Raw genomic sequence first — 20731 nt, 5'->3', positions numbered from 1 at the left:
AAAACTATGTTTAACGTTGAAAAAATAAGACAAGATTTTCCGATACTTAACAGACAAGTAAACGGAAAACCCTTAATATATTTTGATAATGCTGCAACATCGCAAACCCCAAAACAGGTTATCGATGTTATAGTAGATTACTACAGCAATTACAACGCAAACATACATCGTGGCGTACACACTTTAAGCCAAGAAGCTACCGATGCTTACGAACAAGCACGTATTAAAATTCAGAATCATTTTAATGCCAAAAAAGCCCACGAAATTATTTTTACTTCGGGCACCACGCATGGCATTAATTTAATAGCTAACGGATTCTCCTCTATTTTAAAACCAGGCGACGATATTATTGTATCGGCTTTAGAGCACCATAGCAACATCGTGCCTTGGCAAATGCTTTGCGAACGCACAGGAGCAACACTTAAAGTGATCCCAATGAATTTAGAAGGCGAGTTAATCCTTTCGGAATACGATAAACTCCTTTCTGCAAACACGAAATTGGTATTTGTAAACCACATATCTAATGCTTTAGGCACCATAAACCCCATAGAAACCATTATTAGCAAAGCGCATACTGTGTGCGCAGCTGTATTGGTAGATGGCGCGCAATCTTGCCCGCATATAAAACCAGATGTACAAGCATTAGATGTCGATTTTTACGTGGCATCGGCTCATAAAATGTGTGGTCCTACAGGACAGGGTATGTTATATGGAAAAGAAGAGTGGTTGCAAAAACTACCACCTTATCAAGGTGGTGGCGAAATGATTGCCGAAGTGACTTTCGAGAAAACAACTTACGCCGATTTACCACATAAATTCGAAGCGGGAACCCCAAACATTTGTGGCGGCATTGCATTTGGCGCGGCCATAGATTATATGAATGCCATTGGCTTCAGTACTATTGCCCAATACGAAAACGAATTGCTAGAGTATGCCACACAGCAACTTTCAGGAATTGAAGGTTTAAAGATTTACGGAACATCCGCATATAAAACTTCTGTAATCTCTTTTAATTTAGAAGGCATACACCCTTACGATGTTGGGACTATTTTAGACAAGCTTGGTATTGCAGTTCGCACTGGACACCACTGTGCACAACCCATTATGGATTTCTATAACATTCCTGGTACCGTAAGAGCTTCATTTGCATTTTACAACACAAAGGCAGAAATAGACAGCTTGGTTGCAGGTGTAAAAAAAGCAAAACTCATGCTATCGTAATACAATTAATCGTCTTGTTTTTAGTATATTTCTCTTTAAAAACATCATTAAAACATGAAATATATTACACTCCTTTTAAGTCTATTGCTATTAAGTACTTGCAAAACTAGTTCGCAAACTGCTACTAGCGATTTCGAGCCAGCAACAGAAACAAATACTAATATTGCGCAAAGCAATGTTGTAATAAACTATAGTGCCATAACACGGGGGTCTTTTTTAGAAATTAAACTAGAAAATCAACAAATCTTAGTAAAGAAAGATCAATATACTCCGGGTAAAATTTTAGAATTATCCGATACAGAATGGCATATTTTATTAGATCAACTGCATAACACAGATTTAGATGCTCTAGCCACTCTAGAACCTCCATCTAACAAACGCGCTTACGATGGTGCTGCAAGTGCCAAATTAACCATTTTAGAAGACGATTTAAAGTACAGTGCTCCAGAATTCGATCACGGCAATCCGAATCCGCAAATTAAACCGCTGGTAGACTATATTTTATCTCTTGCTAAAAAGGTTGAATAACAACGATACTATTTGTAATTTTGAAAAAAGAAAAATTGTGACAATACAAGATATACAAAACGACATTATAGACGAATTCTCAATGTTTGATGATTGGGAAGAGCGTTACCAATACATGATCGACTTGGGTAAAACCTTACCCTTAATAAACGAACAATACAAAACCGATGACAACTTAATTAAAGGTTGCCAAAGCAAAGTATGGGTACACGCCGAAATGAAAGATAACAACGTTATTTTTACAGCAGATAGCGATGCCATTATTACCAAAGGTATAATTGCCATTTTAATTCGTACGTTCTCTAACCAGCATCCGCAAGATATTATTGATGCCGATACAGAATTTATAGATCAAATTGGTTTAAAAGAGCATTTATCGCCTACTCGTGCAAACGGGTTAGTAAGCATGGTAAAGCAGTTAAAAATGTATGCTATAGCATACCAAACACAATTAAGTTAACATGAGCACAGAAATAAACACCGCCGAATTAGGCGAAAAAATAGTTAAGGTTTTAAAAACTATTTTCGACCCAGAAATACCAGTAGACATTTACGAATTAGGGTTAATTTACGACGTTTTTGTAAACGAAGACTACGAAGTAAAAATATTAATGACCCTTACAACACCTAACTGTCCTGTTGCCGAAACCTTACCTTTGGAAGTTGAAGAAAAGGTGAAGTCTCTAGACATGGTAAAAGATGCCGAAGTAGAAATTACCTTCGATCCACCGTGGAGCCAAGAATTAATGAGCGAAGAAGCCAAGTTAGAATTAGGCATGTTATAATTATGGCCGACGAAATTATTAACCGCGTTGCCAATAGCAAATTAAAAGTATTAGACCTAGAAGATTATTATCCATCTGGGCCTCGTATCCTTTTTGATATTAAAGATTGGCTTTTAGAAGGCCTTGTACTTCGCGAAAAAGATTTTAGAGAGCAGGTTAAAACACACGATTGGAGCCAGTACGAAAATAGTTATGTCGCTTTAACATGCAGTACAGACGCCATTGTACCGCCTTGGGCTTATATGCTGATTACTGCAGAGCTAGACCCCTATACAAAACAAATAGTTTTAGGTAATTTAGAACAACTGGAAACAGTAGTTTTTCAAAATATAATAACACATTTAGATGTTACTGAATTTAAAGATGCGCCTGTTATTATAAAAGGTTGTTCTAAAAAACCAGTGCCAGAAAGCGCCTATGTTATGGCAATGCAAAAAATTAAACCTTTTGCCAAATCTATTATGTTTGGCGAGGCCTGTTCTAGCGTACCCCTCTACAAAAGAAAATAAGATTTATACTTTCCATTTCAATAGCAACTCTTATTTTTGCACCACAAACGTTATTAATAACATTTAATTATGAAGAGAATTTTATTCATTTGCTTCCTAATGGTAGCAACAGTGTCTTTTGGCCAGACAAAAGAAGAATTACAAGCATTAAAGAAGGCTAAAGAAGATTCTATCAGCACACTTCAATCGGAAGTCAATGCACTTAAAACACAAATCGATGAATTTCCGGGATGGCATTACGGTGCTTTCGGTACTATAGGTGCTAACTTATCGGAATTCAATAATTGGTATGCGCAAGGCTCTCCAAACAATTCTGCGGGAAATATTACCATTACAGCCAATCCGTTTGCAAAGTTAAACCGCGAAAAATACTTTTGGTACACAAACGCAAACATCAATTTAAGCTGGGTGAAATTTGATGACAAGGATGACCCAACCGACAACGATGATTTTAGACAAGCAACAGATGTGTTTACCCTAACATCGCTTTACGGTTACAAATTCAACGAAAAATGGGCAGCTTCATTCTTAGGCGAATACCGTACTACATTGTTAAACAACTTTAACGATCCTGGGTATTTAGATTTAGGTATCGGGGTTACCTGGACACCTATTTCAGATCTTATCGTAGTTATGCATCCTTTAAACTACAACTTTGTATTTAGTGATGACGATGTGATTTTCGATTCATCGTTAGGAGCAAAAATAGTAGCCAACTATGCTAAATCGTTCGGAAAATTAAAAGTAAAATCTAACTTATCGATGTTCCAGAGTTACGAAAACTCCGATTTATCGAACTGGACATGGACCAATGCTTTCGCTTACGAGGTATGGAAAGGTATCGGTTTAGGTTTTGAATTTGGTTTAAGAGACAATAAACAGGAAGCGCTTAACTATGCTGTAAACACATTAGGTAATGAAGATGCAACTTTTGATAATGTTGACAACGATTTACAGACCTATTGGACATTTGGTTTAAGCTATGCGTTTTAAGTAAACCCATAATAACAACTTAAAAAAGGCTTCAAAATATAATTTTTGAAGCCTTTTTTTATTTTACACGCGCTCTAACGTTACCCGCACCGATTTGCTAATTGGAGTGTGGCTTTTAACAGCATACTCGTCTATAGGGATTAACGGATTTGTTTCTGGGTAATACGCTGCCAGATTGCCTTGCGGAATGTTATAAGGTATCACTAAAAACTTATTCGCATTGCGCGCTACACCTTTGTAATTACTTTTAATATTTACAACATCCAAACGTTGCAGTGCCAAAGCCTTCATATCAGTTTCATTCATAAAAAGCACCCGTCTTTCGTTGTAAACACCTCTGTAACGATCGTTTAACCCATAAATCGTGGTATTAAATTGATCGTGAGACCGAATACTCATTAACAAAAACTCGTTTGGTTTTAAATCGTGTTCTGGTAACTGCGTTACCGTAAACTGCGCCTTTTGGTTTGGTAATTTCCTAAAATCTAAATCGCGAACATTATTAGGCAAATAATACCCTAAGCCTTTCGATTTGTTATTTACATCTTCAAAACCTTGAATGACCTCTCCCATTTTTTCGCGAAGCAATTCGTAATTTTCGCTTAATACAAGCCAAGGCACTACATGTTCTCCTTTAAAATAAGCATTGGCAATACCTCCAACAATTTCGGGTTCACTTTTTAATTGCGAAGAAATAGGCTCTAAAAACCCTTTAGATTGATGTACAACGCCCATACTGTTTTCTACCGTAAAATACCGTTGTTTATTTTGAGTCATATCCTTATCGGAACGTCCCAAAGTAGGAAGAATAAGTGCTGTTTTTCCAGTAACACAATGGCTTCTATTTAACTTTGTACTAATTTGTACCGTAAGCTCGCAATTTTGCAGAGCTTTAGCCGTATATTCTGTATCTGATGCCGCCGACACAAAATTCCCTCCTAAACCAACAAATACTTTGGCTGTATTCTGGTACATCGCCTGTATGGCATTTACCACATCTAAACCTTCATGCTCAGGCGGACTAAATTTAAACGTTTCTGTAATCGCCTTATTAAATGCTTGAGATACATAATGCATGATACCTACAGTGCGATCGCCTTGTACATTACTATGTCCGCGAACCGGACAAGTACCTGCTCCTGGTTTACCTAAACTGCCCTTAAGCAATAATAAATTCACACATTCTTTTATATTATCCACGCCATTTTTATGCTGTGTTAAGCCCATGGCCCAACACACAATTATCTTGTTGCTTTTAGATAATATTTCTACAGCTTCATTAACGGCATCTTCGGTGACTCCAGAACGTTTTAAAAGTTCATCTGCATCGTAAGCCTCTAAATCCTTAATAATCGCATCGTAACCTTGAGTGTATATGTTTATAAATTCGTGATCGAAAACAGATGAATTCACCGCATCTAGAGCTGCTAATTTCTTTTGAATTAACTTTAACAAGGCAACATCTTGATTGATTTTAACCTGAAGATGTACATCGGTTAAACCTAGCCCCCCCGCTAACATGCCTTTTATTTCTTGAGGATTATCAAAACGGATTAAACCTGCTTCAGACAACGGATTAATACTAATTATTTTTCCGCCTTTAGACTTACATTTTTCTAATGCCGATAACATTCTAGGGTGATTCGTCCCTGGGTTTTGACCGATAACCATAACCACCTCGGCTTTTTCAAAATCTTCTAATTTTACAGATCCTTTTCCTATGCCTAAAGTTTCGGATAAGGCTACCCCACTAGATTCGTGGCACATATTAGAGCAGTCTGGCAAATTATTAGTACCTAATGCCCGGGCAAACAAACCGTATAAAAATGCCGCTTCGTTACTAGACCTGCCTGACGTGTAAAAAATAGCTTCATCTGGATGTTGTAACCCCTGTAAATGATGCGCTATTGTTTGATAGGCGTCTTCCCAAGAAATTGGTTCGTAAAAAATGCTATCAGGCTTCAAAATCATAGGGTGGGTTAAACGCCCGCTTTTCCCTATCTTATAATCGGTCCATTTAGAAATTTCCTCGACCGAATGTTTGGCAAAAAACTCAGGGCCGACGGTAGAATTTGTAGCTTCTTCGGCTAAAGCTTTTGCACCATTTTCGCAATATTCGCCCAATTTAGATCGCTTTTCTGGATCTGGCCAAGCGCATCCCGGACAATCAAATCCATCAACCTGATTCATATGCGATAAGGTTTTTAACGAGCGTACAACACCCATTTCTTTAAACACATGCTGCATAGCCACCTTTACAGCTGTAAAGCCTGCGGCATGGGTAGCTGGCTCGGTTAATTTAAGCCCTGTAAATTCATCTGAACCTTGAGTTTGTACTTGTCTTTTTAATGGTGTAGCTTTCGCCATTACTATATTTTTACGGTTATTATTTCTAAAATAGGAAGAATTCTAGCATAAAAAAAGCGCTGGTTAGCGCATTTTTTTATTCTTCTTCACTTAAATCCAAATCATTATAATCTGGGTATAAAAAGTGGTTGTAAGGAAAACGTGTGATATGGATTTTTCTAACTTCGTCATAAACACGCTTTCTAAAATCTTCTAAATTTTCTTTATTTAATGCTGAAATAAAAAGTGCATTATCTCCTAATTTACTCATCCAAGTGCGTTTCCACTCCTCTAAAGAATAATGGGCACGGGTACGCTCTGTCACTAAATCGGTTTCATCGTACGGTTCTGGAGCATAAGCATCAATTTTATTAAACACCATAATTGTGGGTTTATCGGCGCCATCTATTTCACCTAGAATTTTATTTACCGATGCAATATGATCTTCGAAATTAGGATGAGAAATATCGACTACATGAAGCAGCAAATCGGCTTCGCGAACTTCATCTAGAGTACTCTTAAACGACTCTACCAATTGAGTTGGTAATTTTCGAATAAATCCAACTGTATCGCTTAATAGAAACGGTAAATTATGCACAACAACTTTTCGCACTGTAGTATCTAGCGTTGCAAAAAGCTTGTTTTCTGCAAAAACATCACTTTTACTAATAACATTCATAAGCGTAGATTTACCAACATTGGTATACCCTACCAAAGCAACTCTAACCATAGCCCCACGATTACCACGTTGCACGGCCATTTGTTTATCTATGGTTTTAATTTTGGCCTTTAATAACGAAATGCGCTCTCTAACAATACGTCTATCGGTTTCTATTTCTGTCTCTCCTGGTCCACGCATACCAATACCCCCTTTTTGACGCTCTAAGTGCGTCCACATTCCTTTTAACCGTGGCAGCAAATATTCGCACTGCGCTAACTCTACTTGTGTTCTGGCGTAGCTGGTTTGCGCGCGTTGGGCAAAAATATCGAGAATTAAGTTGGTGCGATCTAACACCTTGCATTTTAAAATTTTACTAATATTTCGTTCTTGAGCTGGTGACAATTCATCATCAAAAATGGCAGTTCCTATCTCATGTTCTTCAATGTATTGTTGTACATCGGCCATTTTTCCTGTACCAATAAACGTTTTAGGATTAGGCATATCCATTTTTTGGGTAAATCGTTTTACCACTTCTCCTCCTGCAGTGTACGTTAAAAACTCCAACTCATCTAAATATTCTTTAGATTGCTCTTCGTCTTGATCTTTTGTAACAATACCTATTAAAACAGCCTTCTCTAAGGCGATATCCTTTTTTTCTAGCATATATTAAAATAAAGTACAAAGTTACATAATTGTAGGCACTTTAATTTTTATATTTTTTTGGATTAATTTTTGATTTTGAAGCCTTACCTTGCATAGCTAATTTAGTGTTCATGAAAGCTATTGCCTTTTTTAATGTCGAAAATTTATTCGACACCGATAACGATCCGTATACCAACGACGATGATTTTTTGCCTACTTCAGAAAAACGATGGACAGACAAGCGCTATCACAACAAACTCTTTAAATTGGGATTGGCCATTTCTAGCATTGGTAAAGAAGAAACACTTAGCCATCCTGCAATAATAGGCTTGGCAGAAGTTGAAAACGATACGGTGTTACAAGACTTGCTAGCTTCCGAACATTTAAAAGAGCTCCCTTACGATTTTGTACATTTTAATTCGGCTGACGAACGCGGCATAGATGTGGCTTTGATTTACGACACAACTGTGTTTACCTTAACCAATGCCGAACCATTTTCGGTAAATTTATATAACGAAGATGGCACTGCTGACTATACTCGGGATATTTTATTGGTTTCTGGATTGTTTGATGACGAGCCCATACATTTTATCGTGAACCACTGGCCATCTAAACACGACCCAGAGAACAAGCCTAAACGCTTAATCGTATCTCAAAAAGTCACAGAAATTATTCAACTTTTAAAAGCAGATAAGCCCAACGCTAAAATTATAACTATGGGCGACTTTAATGATGCTTCAGATAGTGTTAGTGTACAAGATTTAGTAAACAGTAATCATTTATTTAATCCTATGGAAACCTTAAAATCGTTAGATCGTGGTAGCGTAAATTATAAAGACGGTTGGGATTTATTCGATCAATTTATGATTACCCATAATTTTTTAGACCGTAAAGTTGGCACTTACAATTATGTAAAAGGCGACATTTTTGATGCCGATTTTTTAAAACAGTACAAAGGATTTTACGCTGGGCAGCCATTTAGAACTTATGCTGGCAAAAAATACAAAGGTGGTTACAGCGATCATTTTCCGGTATATTTAATACTTCGGAAAGTCGCGGGCTAATTAATTAGCGTTCTAGCAATACCCTAAAATCGTCTAGCTGATAAGCGCCATCTAATGCCAGGTTAGTGCCCGATCCTGTTACTCTAAATGCCACATGAAGTTGCTCGTCGCCAAAGGTTGAAATATCTATTAATCCAGAATCTTTAAACACATACCACTCGTCGTATTTTGTTGGCAATTTGGCATCGATAGCTTGCCAGTCTGCTGATAATGGATCTGTACCATTAAAGTTTACAGACACTAAAACTTCTATGGTATTTTTAACCGACTCTAAATGATGCTGTGCCGTTTTAAAATTTAACAGTTCTTTTTTAGTTGCAGACATATCTATTGGTGGCGAAATTAACCAGCCTACATTTTGCGTATCGTTCGCTCCAAAAGTTCCAAATTCTGCATAACCATTTTTACTATACACCTGCTCGGTCCAAAGTACCTGCCCCCGTTCCGAAACATTTACCCAACCTTCGGTATCCAAAATAGTTTCGTCTATAGCGTCGGAAAAACGTTCTTCAAAAACAATGGTAAAATCGTCTGTGCTTAAAGGGCTGCAACGTGCATTTTCGAAACGAACATCTTTACTGTCGTTTAATACCAACACAAGATCATCTCCGCCATAACTTCTAGTAACAATTCCGGATATCTTTCCGTTTTCGGTAGGTAAAATTTCATTTTTAAATGTAGCAAACGAACTCGTTTCTAATAAAAACTGTTCGTAACTAAATCCTTCGCATCGCTGCATCACACGTTGGGTATCGAAATCGTCTTGAGCATTAAAATAAGATTGCCCAGTTAAAACTTCTGGAAATTCTACATCATCAATACTTACAAACATGCCAATGTAATTATCGTTTAAATCGGAAAAATTAATAGGTAAAGGCATGATTGTTTCGGTAAGCGCAGATCTAAAAAGATGAGATTTAATCTGCCTTTCAGAAAGCATATCTACACGACTGCCGTCTATTGCACCACCAATGGCTATAATTTCGGAAGCTGTTTCTCCCAAAAATAAATCCTTTAAAACAATGTAAACTTCGCGACCAATATTAAATTGATTGTAAGTATCTACTTGGTTTAAGACCAGCAATACGGCAGCAGTAGGCTGCTCTGACAAATCTTGAATATATAATTCTTTGTAAAAATTTCCTGTTTTATCGCTCGAAGCGACATAACCTTTTAACACAACATCAGATGTTATTTGCAACACTTGCCCCGACACAAATTGTTGTTTTAATTCGCTTATTGTTATCAGCGATTTCTCGCCAGAGGCAATATCTTCCAAAAGTATGTTTAGGCTTTCATTTTCGGCAGTTCCTAATTCTTTTGGCACCGAAAAATCATCATTCACACACGACAGCAAGTAAAAACTGCTGCAAATTAATAGCCAAAAATAATGTTTCTTTATACGTTTCATCTGCTTCAAAAAATTATCTTCATTAAAATCTAACATTCACATTTGCAAAGTATGTTGTCCCTCTCCCATACCAATATTTTGGTCCAAATACACGTTTCGGATTTTCGAAATCTGTTTTTAATTCTTCATAATTTGCATTACGCCCCTGTTCGAATCCGCCTGTTTTATACTCTGCATTTAAAAGGTTGTTTACACTTAAAAAGATTCCTAAATAATACTGTTTGAGTTTCCAAGATTTGCCACCCACCAAATTCACCGTATAATAATCGTTAAAGCGTTCTTGCTTTAAAAGTTGCGTTGCCACAGTTTCATCGTAATCGTTAAAAGGGAGTCCGTCATCATCTAAATAAAAATTAGATGTCCGTGTTAATGGGCTGACATCTACATACACGTCGTTAAAATAATTAACCGTAGCGCCAAACCACCAATAATCGGGATCGCGATATTCGAAACCCAACGATAAGGCCTGCTGAGGCCCGTTGGCCAATCTATAATTTTTAAGTTGAGAGTCACCGAAATTTATCGCACCATTTTCTGTGATAAAACTCGACGACGTGAGGTATAAATTCGGGTTGTTATTGTAAATATATTGCCCAACAGATCCCGCTGCTTTAAGCTTAATTGCTGTTGTTACCTGAGCTTCTACACCAAATTCCAATCCATAGTGCAAGGTGTTTACCGCTTGTAAAATTTCCTGAACAAAGGCCGAGGTTTCGTTAAAAGCTACGCCAGCCGAAGTTAAACCATCGGCGTAATAAAACCCGATATCGTTCGCGTCTTTTTTATTAATATAAAAAGCAGTTAATTTGGAGTTGACTATGGTTGAACGAAAAATATAACTGACATCTAAAGCGGTTATTTTTTCTTCGGAAATATTATTAACAATGGCATTGTTTTCTCTTGGGTTCGAAAATGTATTTTGAAGCTCGGGCGCCGAAGCCAACCACCCTGCATGTAATTCTATAATATGTTTTGCAGACCATTTATATGTAAATCCGCCTTTAGCCCCTAATCCTGAAAATTCCACCTGATTGCTTTTACCTAAAGAATTATTTTGGAACGCTTCGTGCATAAACAGACCTTCCCGCTGATAATTAGTAATTGAAGCATGTATAGACAAAAAATAGTCTATCACTTTTTGTTTAAGTTGAATTTGAGCAAAAGCAGAAAGATTATTAGCATAAAGCTTATAATTGTACTTTATTTTTCCGCCATTGCCAACCTGTTCATCTGGGTTTAGCATATTATATTGCCAACCGTCAAAAGCATCGACATTTAAATAATATATTCCGCCTAACAAATCGCTAAGTTGCCCATAATTATGAGACGTTAAATGTGTGTAATTTAATGCTCCTTGTAGCAAGATATTGTCTTCAATTTGCGAACTATAAATCGTATTCGCCGTAAATTGTTGGTCGTCTGTACGGTCGTCGTACAACACATAAGCTGCTTCTAATCCAGCTTCGGTATTTGTAATGTTAGCATCGTAAATACGATTCCAATCTATTTGTCCATCAGCAATAAATTCTTGTTCCGCTAAATAGGCATTGCCATAATCTGGCCCGTTGGTATCGGCCAAAAAATAACTCGGCAGTTTTTGGTAATATGACGGACTGGGGTTAGCACCACCTGGGTAATCTAACCGACTATTGGTTAGTTTACCAAATTTATAACTCAGATTGGTTTGCAATTTTGTTTTTGAAGACATCGCCCAATAATGAGACAGCATAACAATAGGCTCTGCTACATACTTTATTCTGGAATTTCGTTTTTCCCCCTCTTGATATCCCCAATATTCGTTATATTTTATATCCTTTAAATCGAAAACTTCTTGAGTGTTGGGCGACGATTTTCCGCGTTTGTTAGGGGTGTAAAATCCTGTAAAATTGAGACTGTGTCTAGTAGTTAATTGTTTTTCGACCGACAAGAAAAATGAATTAGCATCGTATATCGTTGCATCTTGATAGCCTTCGTTACCCCAACGTCTTCCCAACGCCACGGCATAAGCCCAACCTTTTGCAGACATCCCCGAAGCATAGCTCGCTAACAACCTATTACTGTAAGTGCGGTTAGACGCACTATAAGTAATTCGGCCGCCCTGTCTGTACATAGAGGCCTGTGTGCTTGTGTTGGTAACACCAAGAACATTCCCGAAACTATAATTTGAAGCCGATAACCCGTAATTAAACTCTTGATTTCTCAATACGTCGTTAATTCCACCCCAATTACTCCATTGCGGGCGCCCATTATGCATGCCATTCATTTTAACACCATTTATAAGTACATCGCCGTGTTTCGCATCTAAACCCCGAATTTTAAAAAATGACGAACCAAATTCGAAAGCTGCCGTTCTTTGAAAGACATCTTGAGAGGCTCGCAGTAACCCAGAAATATTATCGGCAGAGCTGGTATCGTCATTAAGCTCATCGTCACTAAGCACTATGGTAAACAATTCGGAATTAAATGAAGGATCTACCTCCATAAAAATATCTTGAATATTAACAGGGCTGTTTTGCTCAACTATTATCGGGTATCGTTTGGTGATATACCCCAGTTTGGAAACTTTTAAAATTTGTTGCCCTAGCGGTAAGGCTTCGGTAAAACCAAATTCTCCTAAGGCATTGGTTTTGGTGGTTAAAGGAGCTCCTTCAATAACAACTTCTACATCGGGTAATGCTTCCATATTTAAAGCATCTTTTACACTGCCAAATATACCAGATTGCTGCCCAAACAGATTATAGGAATAGTAACATAAAAATAAACTAGCCAGAATGGTTTTCTTCATTGCAAACACACTTAAATTCTAGCTATCAATTAGTTAGGATTAACTAATATACTATTTTTAATTAATAATCGTGTATATTTAAATTCAATTTACACCTATGAAAAGTCGTTTTATCCTTTTACAGTTTTTTATTTTATATGTATTCCATGCCGAAGTAAAAGCACAACAACGCCATTTTAAAGTACATACTATTGCCTTTTATAATCTCGAAAATACTTTTGATACTGAAGATGATCCACTAAAATTTGATGAATCGAGTCCGATAATGGAAATTTCTCATCACCGAGATACTGTATACCAAAAAAAAATTGAAAACATGGCTCGTGTTATTAACGATATTGGATTAGAAACCACACACAAACCTCCTGCAATTATAGGTGTTTGCGAAATAGAAAACCGCAAAGTTCTGGAACAGATTATTAATACAGAACCCTTGACGCAACAACATTATGGCATTATTCATTTTGACTCTCCCGATGCCAGAGGCATTGATGTCGCTTTACTGTATGATAAAGATGTATTTAGACCTCAACATTATAAAAATATTCCGCTTTTGCTTTACGATACAGATTCTGGAAAACGCATTTACACACGAGATGCACTTTTAGTAAGCGGATTTTTAGAAGATGATTTAATTCATATTATTGTAAACCACTGGCCTTCCAGACGTGGTGGAGAAACCGCCAGTAATTTTAAGCGTTTGCGTGCTGCACAATTAAACAAACATCTTATAGATTCGTTACAAAATGAAAATCCCTACGCTAAAATTATAATTATGGGAGACCTTAACGACAACCCTACAGACGACAGTCTTAAAACCGTATTACATACCGAAAACAGATTGAAAGAAACAGCCTTAAAAGGAATCTATAATCCTATGGAAAAGCTTTACAACAAAGGTTTGGGCACTACGGCTTATAGAGATAAATGGAGTTTATTCGATCAAATTTTAATGAGCCACCCCCTGCTAAATAACGATTATACTTCGTTTAGATTTTACAAAGCAGGTATCTTTAATCCAGATTACTTAATTACTTCTACAGGCAGTTATAAAGGCTACCCTTTTAGAAGTTTTAGCAACCAAGGCTTTACCGGTGGTTACAGCGATCACTTTCCTGTATATATTTACTTAATTAAAGAAATAACTACCATAAAAAAAAGCGACTAAATTGTCGCTTTCTTATGTTTTTATAGGATTACCCCAACCACATACTCCAAGGTATGCGCGATAATAATAAAATTAAACCAAGTGTATAAAAAATGGCTATCATTTTAAATTTACTCTTAGAAGTTAATTTCTTTTTATGTTTAGAATAGCCTATAGTAATTAATACAATAGCTATAATATTTACAAACGGATGTTCTACTAAATACAATCTATTTACGGCATCTTTCATAACGCCACCCATACCTAATTCGCTAAACATAGCCAATCTAGGCGACACAACATATAATATTAAACCAATTAACAATTGAATATGAGACACAATAAGTGTAAACAAAGCCAATCTAAAATCTTTAGGCCCATACTCTTTATTACCAGAAGATTTTATTAATGCATTTACAGTGGCTATAATTAAAACGATAAGCACAATAAACGCCCAATACGAGTGTAAATTTAAAATGGTATTATACATTGTTGTTTTATTTAAGTTTTAACAAATGTAAGCATTTAAAACGCATAAAAAAACCATGTATTTCTACATGGTTTTTAAATTTAAGGCTAAGGATAAAATTAGTTATTTCTTACCCAAACACCGTCTGTTTTTATCATAGAAATATTTTCGGTAGTATTTGTACCATTGTAAATATCGTATGTTAATAAGTACTTTTGACCTTCTGCAGCACCTGGATCTTTTTGAGTTAACAAAATAGCCATAGCTGTCTGGATCATATCTGTAATACCTGCATTATTTTGAGTAGTATCGTCGCTCCAGTAAGCAGAATTACCTTCTCTTCTGTCTAAGTTACCGTAATTACCCATACTTGATGCAGCAGCTTCGTACCCTGGCTCACTCTCTAATTGAGCTGCCATATAATCGTAATCGCTACGTACTAAAGCATACTTAATAGTATTGTCTGGCACCCAAGTTCCGTTATCGTAACCAAACTGTAACGAAGCTTGATAACCTACCCAAACACCATTTATAAATGTGTAAATATTACCTTCTACAACTGTTGCAGAGCCATTGTAATACTTATAAGTTACAGCTATCTCCTCTTCTTCTTGAGCATAAGGATATTTATTAGCTAAGAATCTTGGCAAATAATTTTCTGGTAACGCTGTGCTACTAAAGTTATCGTAACGTCCAGGTAAACCTGAAGCTGTACCCATAGAATCGTAATCTGCAGAACTTAAATAGTATGCATTATCTATCATTTCCCAAGCGCCTTCTTCATTAAGCTGGTAATAGCTAGATAAATCTACTGTCATACCTTCTACTCCAATTACTTTAATTAAAACTTGCTCAATTTCCCAAGTTGCTGCACTTGTAGCATCAGACTCGTATTTGAAGGCCACGTGAATGGTTTCGCCTTCGTAAGCTTCTAAATTAAAGTCGTCTGAAGTTACTGCAGACCAGCTATTTCCTTCTGGAGCTGGGCTAACCTCTATAGTATCCCAAGTAGCTGCACTAACATTTTCTCCATCGTAATCTTTCGAAATTAAAATGGTGTACCAGCTTGTATCGTTAGCATAGTTTAAGATTTGAGTAACTTGAAATAACGGATCTGTTTGTCCAGCTAAATCAATTTCTGGAGAAATTAACCAATCTTCATTTACATTAGCACTTCCGTCGTAACCATTCATAGTTGCTCCGTACTGCGTACCTTCCCATACTTGGTCGCCTGTTACAGATACTGCTGTCCAATCTAATAACGTTTGTGCAGTTTTAAAGTCGGCATCTACTAAATTAGACACACCTACTTCTGGCATTTCTGTATATTGCTTATATTGTAATAAAGCAACTTGACCTGCTACTGCATCTGGATATTGCTCTGCTAAAATTCCTGGTAAATAATCTGTAGGATCTTCGTTAGGATAAAATCCTGCCCCTTCGCTTCCAGAAGCTGCATAATCGTCTTTAGATAAGGTATAGTTACTTGCAGACATTAATTCGCCTACACCATCTATACCTGCTGGTGCTAAATTATAATCTACTAAAACCGAAGAACCTTGCCCCCAATATGGGTACATGTCTGCGATAAAATCTGGTAATAATTCTTTAGCCTGATCTTCAGACGCGAACATATTACTTTCTAAATCTAGAGTCTCGTAATCGTCGTCGGTTAAGGTATATTGGTCGTTACCAACAATAGGCTTAGCTACACTATCCTGTTCGTCGTAAATATCTTGCATAGGGTCGCAACTTGTTACAATTGCACCTATGGTCATTAATAAAAATGCTAGTTTTTTCATCTTACAATTTTTTAAAAGTTAAGCTTGGCACCAATACTAAAAGTTCTACCAAAACCATAATACACTAAAGCTGTTGAAGACACAGAACCTGTTCCGTCTAAAGCTTCTGCTACGTATTCTGTATTAAATACGTTATTCATACGTCCTGTTAATTCTGCTTCAAAAGGGCCAAAATCGAATTTATGTCTGATGGCCGCATCAAATAAACCGTAAGCAGGTAATTCCCATGCGTCTGGAGCACCTTCTGTACCTCTGTCGCTAGGATCGAAATCGGCATACAATCTATCGTAATAGTTGTAATCTAATAAAATATTGGTTCTTGCCATAATTTCGTAATCTAAACCTAAGGCTAATGTTGTTTGTGCTGCATCACCAACATGCAAGTCTTCAATATATAAATCTACAGTTTCTATTAACTCTTGGTCTTGATCGTAGATTTCTACACCTAATACATTGTTATCCCATCTCCAATCGCCAAAAGACGCCATACCGGTAAGCTTTAACGTTTCTACTGGTCTGTATACAAAATCTAATTCTATACCTTGGTGTAAAGCATTTACCCCTAAAATATTTGCTGTAGAGTTTGTACCGTCTGGTTGTTGGAAGTTATAAGTTTCGGTTCTGTCTTTCCATTGGGTTCTGTAAAGGTTAACGTTAGCTGAAAATTTTTCTGAACGGAAACCATAACCAACTTCTACACTAAATATCTTCTGATTTTCGGCATCGGCATTAATATGCGAGTTATCGAAGTTTAAGAATACAGCATCAAAACCTGGTGCTTTCTCGAAATAACCAATGTTAGCAAACACATTGTGATTATCTGTAATATTGAAGTTAGCTCCCCCTTTGGCACTGTAACCAAAGAAGTTATACCAATCTGTTTTTTGTTCTGGATCGCTATCTAAATAATTAAAATAATCTATACGCTTATACGATGTGTTTGAAGCAGCAACATTGGCAAAAACAGAAAGGGCATCTAACGAATACTCTATTTGGCCAAATGCACCTAACCAACCTACTAAACCATCATTATAATACGAATATTTATCGCCTACTTGATAAGTTCCGTTAGGATTGTTTACATCTGCATCATCGGCGTAATAACGTCCACCTAATAAATCAGTTAACTCTGTAAAGTGAATACCTTTATAGTTTCTTAAATCGATACCACCAATAAGTACTAAGTTTTCTGATAACTCGGTATGTAAAGTAGATAATAAGCCATACCAGTTATGGTCGTTACGAGACGCTCTTAAAATAGTTTCAGAACCGTTAGCTCCACGTGCTTCATTTTCGTCTACAATTTTATCGAAATCTATAGGGCCATATAACCCATCTCTATATTCGCTTACGCCATTTTCGCCTAAACCAAATTTATTTGCACCGTGGTAACCACCACCTCCTCCAGAACCGAAGGACGCGTATACCGCTGTAGATAATTTAGTATTGTCTGATATATCCCAATAATGGTTTAAAGAGATTTGAGGTTTGTGGTAAAAGTTATCTTCTTGATGCGTTACTTGTCCGTTTTTATATCCCCAATCGGCATTAAAACGCTTACCACGCTCGCTTGCTCTATAAGTAGAAATTAATTGTCTGTTTTGTCTCTGACCATGACGTTGCTTAGCACCAAATGCTGTGAATGCTAATTTATGATCGTCGCCAATTTCCTTAGAAACATTAACGAAATACGATACGGCATCGAACTCGGTACCGTCTACATAACCATCTCCAGTGGTTTTAGAAGCCGATACTGTAGCAGCAAAACCATTTTCCATTAAACCTGTAGAATAGGTAGCTCCATATTTTAAATAGCCGTCGTTTGCTACTGAAGCACCTACACTTCCGCCAGCTTCAATATCTGTAGTTTTAGAGATAATGTTAATAGTACCTCCAATAGATGGCACAGCAACTTTTGCAGCACCTAAACCACGTTGTACCTGCATAGAGCTGGTAACATCGCTTAAACCAGCCCAGTTACTCCAGTATACACGACCGTTTTCCATATCGTTTACTGGCACACCATTAATTAAAACGGCAACGTTGTCTGACTCGAATCCTCTTAAGTTAATACGACCGTCACCAAATCCACCTCCAGATTTAGTTGCGTAAACCCCAGGTGTAGATTTTAATACTTCAGGAAATTCTTGAGTTCCTAATTTTAACTCAATTTCGTCGGCACGAACCGTAGAAACAGCTACTGGAGTTTTTCTGTCTACAGCAACAGAGGCGATAATTTGAACTTCATCTAAACCAAATTCGCTTGGTTGTAAAATGATTTGTCCTAAATCTGTATCGCCAGAAATAGTAATTTCTTTGGATAAATACCCAATGTAAGAGATTACAATTACAGCATCGGCTGTTTTAGTTTGTAAGGTAAACTTACCATCGAAATCTGTAGAAACACCATTTGTAGTTCCCTTTTCTACAACATTTACCCCTGGAAGCGGCATGTTGGATTCAGGATCTAGTGTTGTTCCTGTAACAATACTTTGAGCAAAAGTTATGGTACTACACACCATAATTAATGCAAAGAATACGTTTTGAGTAATGTTCTTCATTTTAATTAATTGTTGTTTGATTTTACGTTTGCAAAAATACTCGTAAAAAGGTTATGATTATTATGCGAATGTTAAGAAATTAACACTTGACAAGATACTCATAATCTGAACAATAAAAAAAATGAAGCTATTTTATGAAAAGAATTATAGTATTGATTTTTATCCTCTCGATTTTTTATAAAAATTTAAAAGATTAAGAGTTGAATTATCATGTTTATAATTTTCGCTTCCGTCGAATTCTTTTAAAATTTTATTGGCTAATTGCTTTCCTAATTCTACTCCAAACTGATCGTAACTAAAAATATTCCAAATAATACCTTGAACAAAAATTTTATGCTCGTACATAGCTATTAATTTACCTAAGCTAGCAGGCGTAAGCTTTTTAATAAAAATGGTATTTGTAGGCTTATTACCTTCAAATATTTTAAAAGGCAGCAATTGTTTTTGATCGGCTTCAGAGACATTTTGTGCAGCGAACTCGTCTAAAACTTCATCTTTAGTCTTCCCATTTAAAAGCGCCTCGGTCTGCGCTAAAAAGTTAGACATTAATTTATCTTGATGGTCTGTGTTGCCATGTAAGGCTTCGGTAAAACCAATAAAATCCGCAGGAATTAATTTAGTACCTTGATGTATTAACTGAAAGAACGCATGCTGAGAATTCGTTCCTGGTTCGCCCCAAATTATGGTACCCGTTTGGTAGTTTACACGATCTCCATTTCTGTCTACGCTTTTACCATTACTTTCCATAATGCCTTGTTGTAAATACGTAGCAAATTGTGTTAAATACTGGCTGTAACCTATAATCGCTTCACTTTCGGCATTAAAAAAGTTGTTATACCACACACTTAAAAGTGCTAAAACCACTGGAATGTTATGTTCAAAATCGGTTGTTTTAAAATGCTCGTCCATGGCATGGGCGCCATCTAACAAACTTTCAAAATTCTTGTAACCTACAGCCAAGCTTATAGTTAAACCTACAGCACTCCAAAGCGAAAATCGGCCGCCAACCCAATCCCACATTGGGAATATATTGTTTTCTTCAATACCAAATGCCTTAACCTTTTCTATATTTGTAGACACGGCTACAAAATGTTTAGCAACAGCATCTTGGTTGGCATGACCCAAAAACCAAGTACGTAAGGTATTGGCATTAGACAGTGTTTCTTGTGTGGTAAATGTTTTAGAAACCACAACAAATAAGGTTGTTTCCGGATTTAATTTTTTAATAACCTCGTTAACATGATCGCCATCTACATTACTTACAAAATGTGTGGTTAAATTGTTTTTGTAATACTGTAATGCATCTACAACCATAGCAGGGCCAAGATCGGACCCACCAATACCGATATTTACAACATCTGTAAACGCTTTTCCTGTATATCCTTTTAATTCGCCATTAACCACCTGATTGGTAAACGCTTCAATTTTAGATTTTACACGATATACTTCGGGCATAACATTCTCGCCATCTACAAAAACTTCGGCCGTTTTTGGAGCTCGCAATGCCGTATGTAACACCGCTCTACCTTCAGTTTGGTTAATAATATCGCCCGAAAAATAGCTTTTTATTGCTGCTTCTAACTTAACCTCATCGGCTAATTGAAGCAGATATTTCATAGTATCGTCTGTCGTTCTGTTTTTAGAAAAATCCACATAGAAATCTTCCCAAACAATGGTGTTTTTATCTGCTCGTTTACTGTCTTGAGCAAATAAATTTTTCATTTGTAAATCTTTAACTGCTTCAAAATGATTTTGAAGTTGTTTCCAGGCTTGTGTTGTTGTTGGGTTGATTGTTGGTAAGGCCATA

General features: G+C 36.6%; 16 protein-coding genes. 8 read left to right on the top strand and 8 right to left on the bottom strand.

Features of this window, described 5'->3' with window-relative positions:
* Positions 1 to 6 precede the first annotated feature (6 nt).
* The 6 genes from ACR9EA_RS01400 to ACR9EA_RS01375 all read left to right on the top strand — a co-directional run bounded on the left by ACR9EA_RS01400 (position 7) and on the right by ACR9EA_RS01375 (position 4036).
* A complete protein-coding gene (locus ACR9EA_RS01400) occupies positions 7 to 1221 on the top strand; it encodes an aminotransferase class V-fold PLP-dependent enzyme (protein ID WP_435136445.1) in 1215 nt (404 codons plus the stop codon).
* A gap of 54 nt (positions 1222 to 1275) precedes the next feature.
* Complete coding sequence (locus ACR9EA_RS01395; protein ID WP_435136442.1) at positions 1276 to 1749, top strand: hypothetical protein; 474 nt, start codon at positions 1276 to 1278, stop codon at positions 1747 to 1749.
* Between the two features lie 37 nt (positions 1750 to 1786).
* Positions 1787 to 2209, top strand: coding sequence for a SufE family protein (locus ACR9EA_RS01390; RefSeq protein ID WP_435136440.1), 423 nt, complete (start codon positions 1787 to 1789; stop codon positions 2207 to 2209).
* Between the two features lies 1 nt (position 2210).
* Positions 2211 to 2534, top strand: a complete 324-nt coding sequence (locus ACR9EA_RS01385; protein WP_435136437.1) for a DUF59 domain-containing protein — start codon at positions 2211 to 2213, stop codon at positions 2532 to 2534.
* 2 nt (positions 2535 to 2536) lie between these two features.
* Complete coding sequence (locus ACR9EA_RS01380) at positions 2537 to 3043, top strand: DUF2480 family protein (protein ID WP_435136434.1); 507 nt, start codon at positions 2537 to 2539, stop codon at positions 3041 to 3043.
* A gap of 69 nt (positions 3044 to 3112) precedes the next feature.
* Positions 3113 to 4036, top strand: a complete 924-nt coding sequence (locus ACR9EA_RS01375; RefSeq protein ID WP_435136431.1) for a DUF3078 domain-containing protein — start codon at positions 3113 to 3115, stop codon at positions 4034 to 4036.
* Positions 4037 to 4099: 63 nt separating this feature from the next.
* Here ACR9EA_RS01375 and ACR9EA_RS01370 read toward each other — a convergent pair whose 3' ends face one another.
* Positions 4100 to 6403 carry an FdhF/YdeP family oxidoreductase gene (locus ACR9EA_RS01370; protein ID WP_435136428.1) on the bottom strand — a complete coding sequence of 768 codons (2304 nt, stop codon included), beginning with the start codon at positions 6401 to 6403 and terminating at the stop codon, positions 4100 to 4102.
* Between the two features lie 76 nt (positions 6404 to 6479).
* Positions 6480 to 7706 (bottom strand): GTPase HflX, encoded by a 1227-nt coding sequence (gene hflX, locus ACR9EA_RS01365; protein WP_435136425.1) that lies wholly within the window; start codon positions 7704 to 7706, stop codon positions 6480 to 6482.
* A 110-nt stretch (positions 7707 to 7816) separates the two neighbouring features.
* Between hflX and ACR9EA_RS01360 the strand changes: the two genes are divergently transcribed.
* Positions 7817 to 8749 carry an endonuclease gene (locus ACR9EA_RS01360; RefSeq protein ID WP_435136422.1) on the top strand — a complete coding sequence of 311 codons (933 nt, stop codon included), beginning with the start codon at positions 7817 to 7819 and terminating at the stop codon, positions 8747 to 8749.
* A 4-nt stretch (positions 8750 to 8753) separates the two neighbouring features.
* On the opposite strand, the gene ACR9EA_RS01355 is transcribed toward ACR9EA_RS01360, so the two are convergent.
* The gene (locus tag ACR9EA_RS01355; RefSeq protein ID WP_435136419.1) at positions 8754 to 10160 is read right to left on the bottom strand and encodes a DUF5689 domain-containing protein; all 1407 of its coding nucleotides are present in this window, start codon (positions 10158 to 10160) and stop codon (positions 8754 to 8756) included.
* A 22-nt stretch (positions 10161 to 10182) separates the two neighbouring features.
* Positions 10183 to 12945 carry a carboxypeptidase-like regulatory domain-containing protein gene (locus ACR9EA_RS01350; RefSeq protein WP_435136416.1) on the bottom strand — a complete coding sequence of 921 codons (2763 nt, stop codon included), beginning with the start codon at positions 12943 to 12945 and terminating at the stop codon, positions 10183 to 10185.
* A 97-nt stretch (positions 12946 to 13042) separates the two neighbouring features.
* Between ACR9EA_RS01350 and ACR9EA_RS01345 the strand changes: the two genes are divergently transcribed.
* A complete protein-coding gene (locus ACR9EA_RS01345; protein WP_435136413.1) occupies positions 13043 to 14113 on the top strand; it encodes an endonuclease/exonuclease/phosphatase family protein in 1071 nt (356 codons plus the stop codon).
* A gap of 28 nt (positions 14114 to 14141) precedes the next feature.
* Here ACR9EA_RS01345 and ACR9EA_RS01340 read toward each other — a convergent pair whose 3' ends face one another.
* The 4 genes from ACR9EA_RS01340 to pgi form a co-directional block, all read right to left on the bottom strand.
* Positions 14142 to 14582: a hypothetical protein gene (locus ACR9EA_RS01340; RefSeq protein ID WP_435136410.1), complete on the bottom strand. Its 441-nt coding sequence runs from the start codon at positions 14580 to 14582 to the stop codon at positions 14142 to 14144.
* Between the two features lie 98 nt (positions 14583 to 14680).
* On the bottom strand, positions 14681 to 16363 hold the full coding sequence (locus ACR9EA_RS01335; RefSeq protein ID WP_435136407.1) for a choice-of-anchor J domain-containing protein: 1683 nt from the start codon (positions 16361 to 16363) through the stop codon (positions 14681 to 14683).
* Between the two features lie 11 nt (positions 16364 to 16374).
* Positions 16375 to 18924 carry a TonB-dependent receptor gene (locus ACR9EA_RS01330; protein ID WP_435136405.1) on the bottom strand — a complete coding sequence of 850 codons (2550 nt, stop codon included), beginning with the start codon at positions 18922 to 18924 and terminating at the stop codon, positions 16375 to 16377.
* A gap of 159 nt (positions 18925 to 19083) precedes the next feature.
* Positions 19084 to 20730, bottom strand: a complete 1647-nt coding sequence (gene pgi, locus ACR9EA_RS01325; protein WP_435136402.1) for a glucose-6-phosphate isomerase — start codon at positions 20728 to 20730, stop codon at positions 19084 to 19086.
* Between the last annotated feature and the right edge of the window lies 1 nt (position 20731).

Source organism: Formosa sp. A9, assembly GCF_051200825.1.
In the GTDB taxonomy this organism is placed as follows: Bacteria; Bacteroidota; Bacteroidia; order Flavobacteriales; family Flavobacteriaceae; genus Formosa.
The sequence above is the reverse complement of the archived record's forward strand: the minus strand, read 5'-3'. Positions and strand labels throughout refer to the sequence as shown.

Coding starts and splice junctions, on each gene's coding strand:
- pgi (WP_435136402.1), bottom strand. CDS start 20,730: ATGGCCTTACCAACAATCAACCCAACAACAACACAAGCCTGGAAACAA.
- ACR9EA_RS01375 (WP_435136431.1), top strand. CDS start 3,113: ATGAAGAGAATTTTATTCATTTGCTTCCTAATGGTAGCAACAGTGTCT.
- ACR9EA_RS01355 (WP_435136419.1), bottom strand. CDS start 10,160: ATGAAACGTATAAAGAAACATTATTTTTGGCTATTAATTTGCAGCAGT.
- ACR9EA_RS01340 (WP_435136410.1), bottom strand. CDS start 14,582: ATGTATAATACCATTTTAAATTTACACTCGTATTGGGCGTTTATTGTG.
- ACR9EA_RS01370 (WP_435136428.1), bottom strand. CDS start 6,403: ATGGCGAAAGCTACACCATTAAAAAGACAAGTACAAACTCAAGGTTCA.
- ACR9EA_RS01380 (WP_435136434.1), top strand. CDS start 2,537: ATGGCCGACGAAATTATTAACCGCGTTGCCAATAGCAAATTAAAAGTA.
- ACR9EA_RS01335 (WP_435136407.1), bottom strand. CDS start 16,363: ATGAAAAAACTAGCATTTTTATTAATGACCATAGGTGCAATTGTAACA.
- ACR9EA_RS01350 (WP_435136416.1), bottom strand. CDS start 12,945: ATGAAGAAAACCATTCTGGCTAGTTTATTTTTATGTTACTATTCCTAT.
- ACR9EA_RS01330 (WP_435136405.1), bottom strand. CDS start 18,924: ATGAAGAACATTACTCAAAACGTATTCTTTGCATTAATTATGGTGTGT.
- ACR9EA_RS01400 (WP_435136445.1), top strand. CDS start 7: ATGTTTAACGTTGAAAAAATAAGACAAGATTTTCCGATACTTAACAGA.
- ACR9EA_RS01345 (WP_435136413.1), top strand. CDS start 13,043: ATGAAAAGTCGTTTTATCCTTTTACAGTTTTTTATTTTATATGTATTC.
- hflX (WP_435136425.1), bottom strand. CDS start 7,706: ATGCTAGAAAAAAAGGATATCGCCTTAGAGAAGGCTGTTTTAATAGGT.
- ACR9EA_RS01395 (WP_435136442.1), top strand. CDS start 1,276: ATGAAATATATTACACTCCTTTTAAGTCTATTGCTATTAAGTACTTGC.
- ACR9EA_RS01360 (WP_435136422.1), top strand. CDS start 7,817: ATGAAAGCTATTGCCTTTTTTAATGTCGAAAATTTATTCGACACCGAT.
- ACR9EA_RS01385 (WP_435136437.1), top strand. CDS start 2,211: ATGAGCACAGAAATAAACACCGCCGAATTAGGCGAAAAAATAGTTAAG.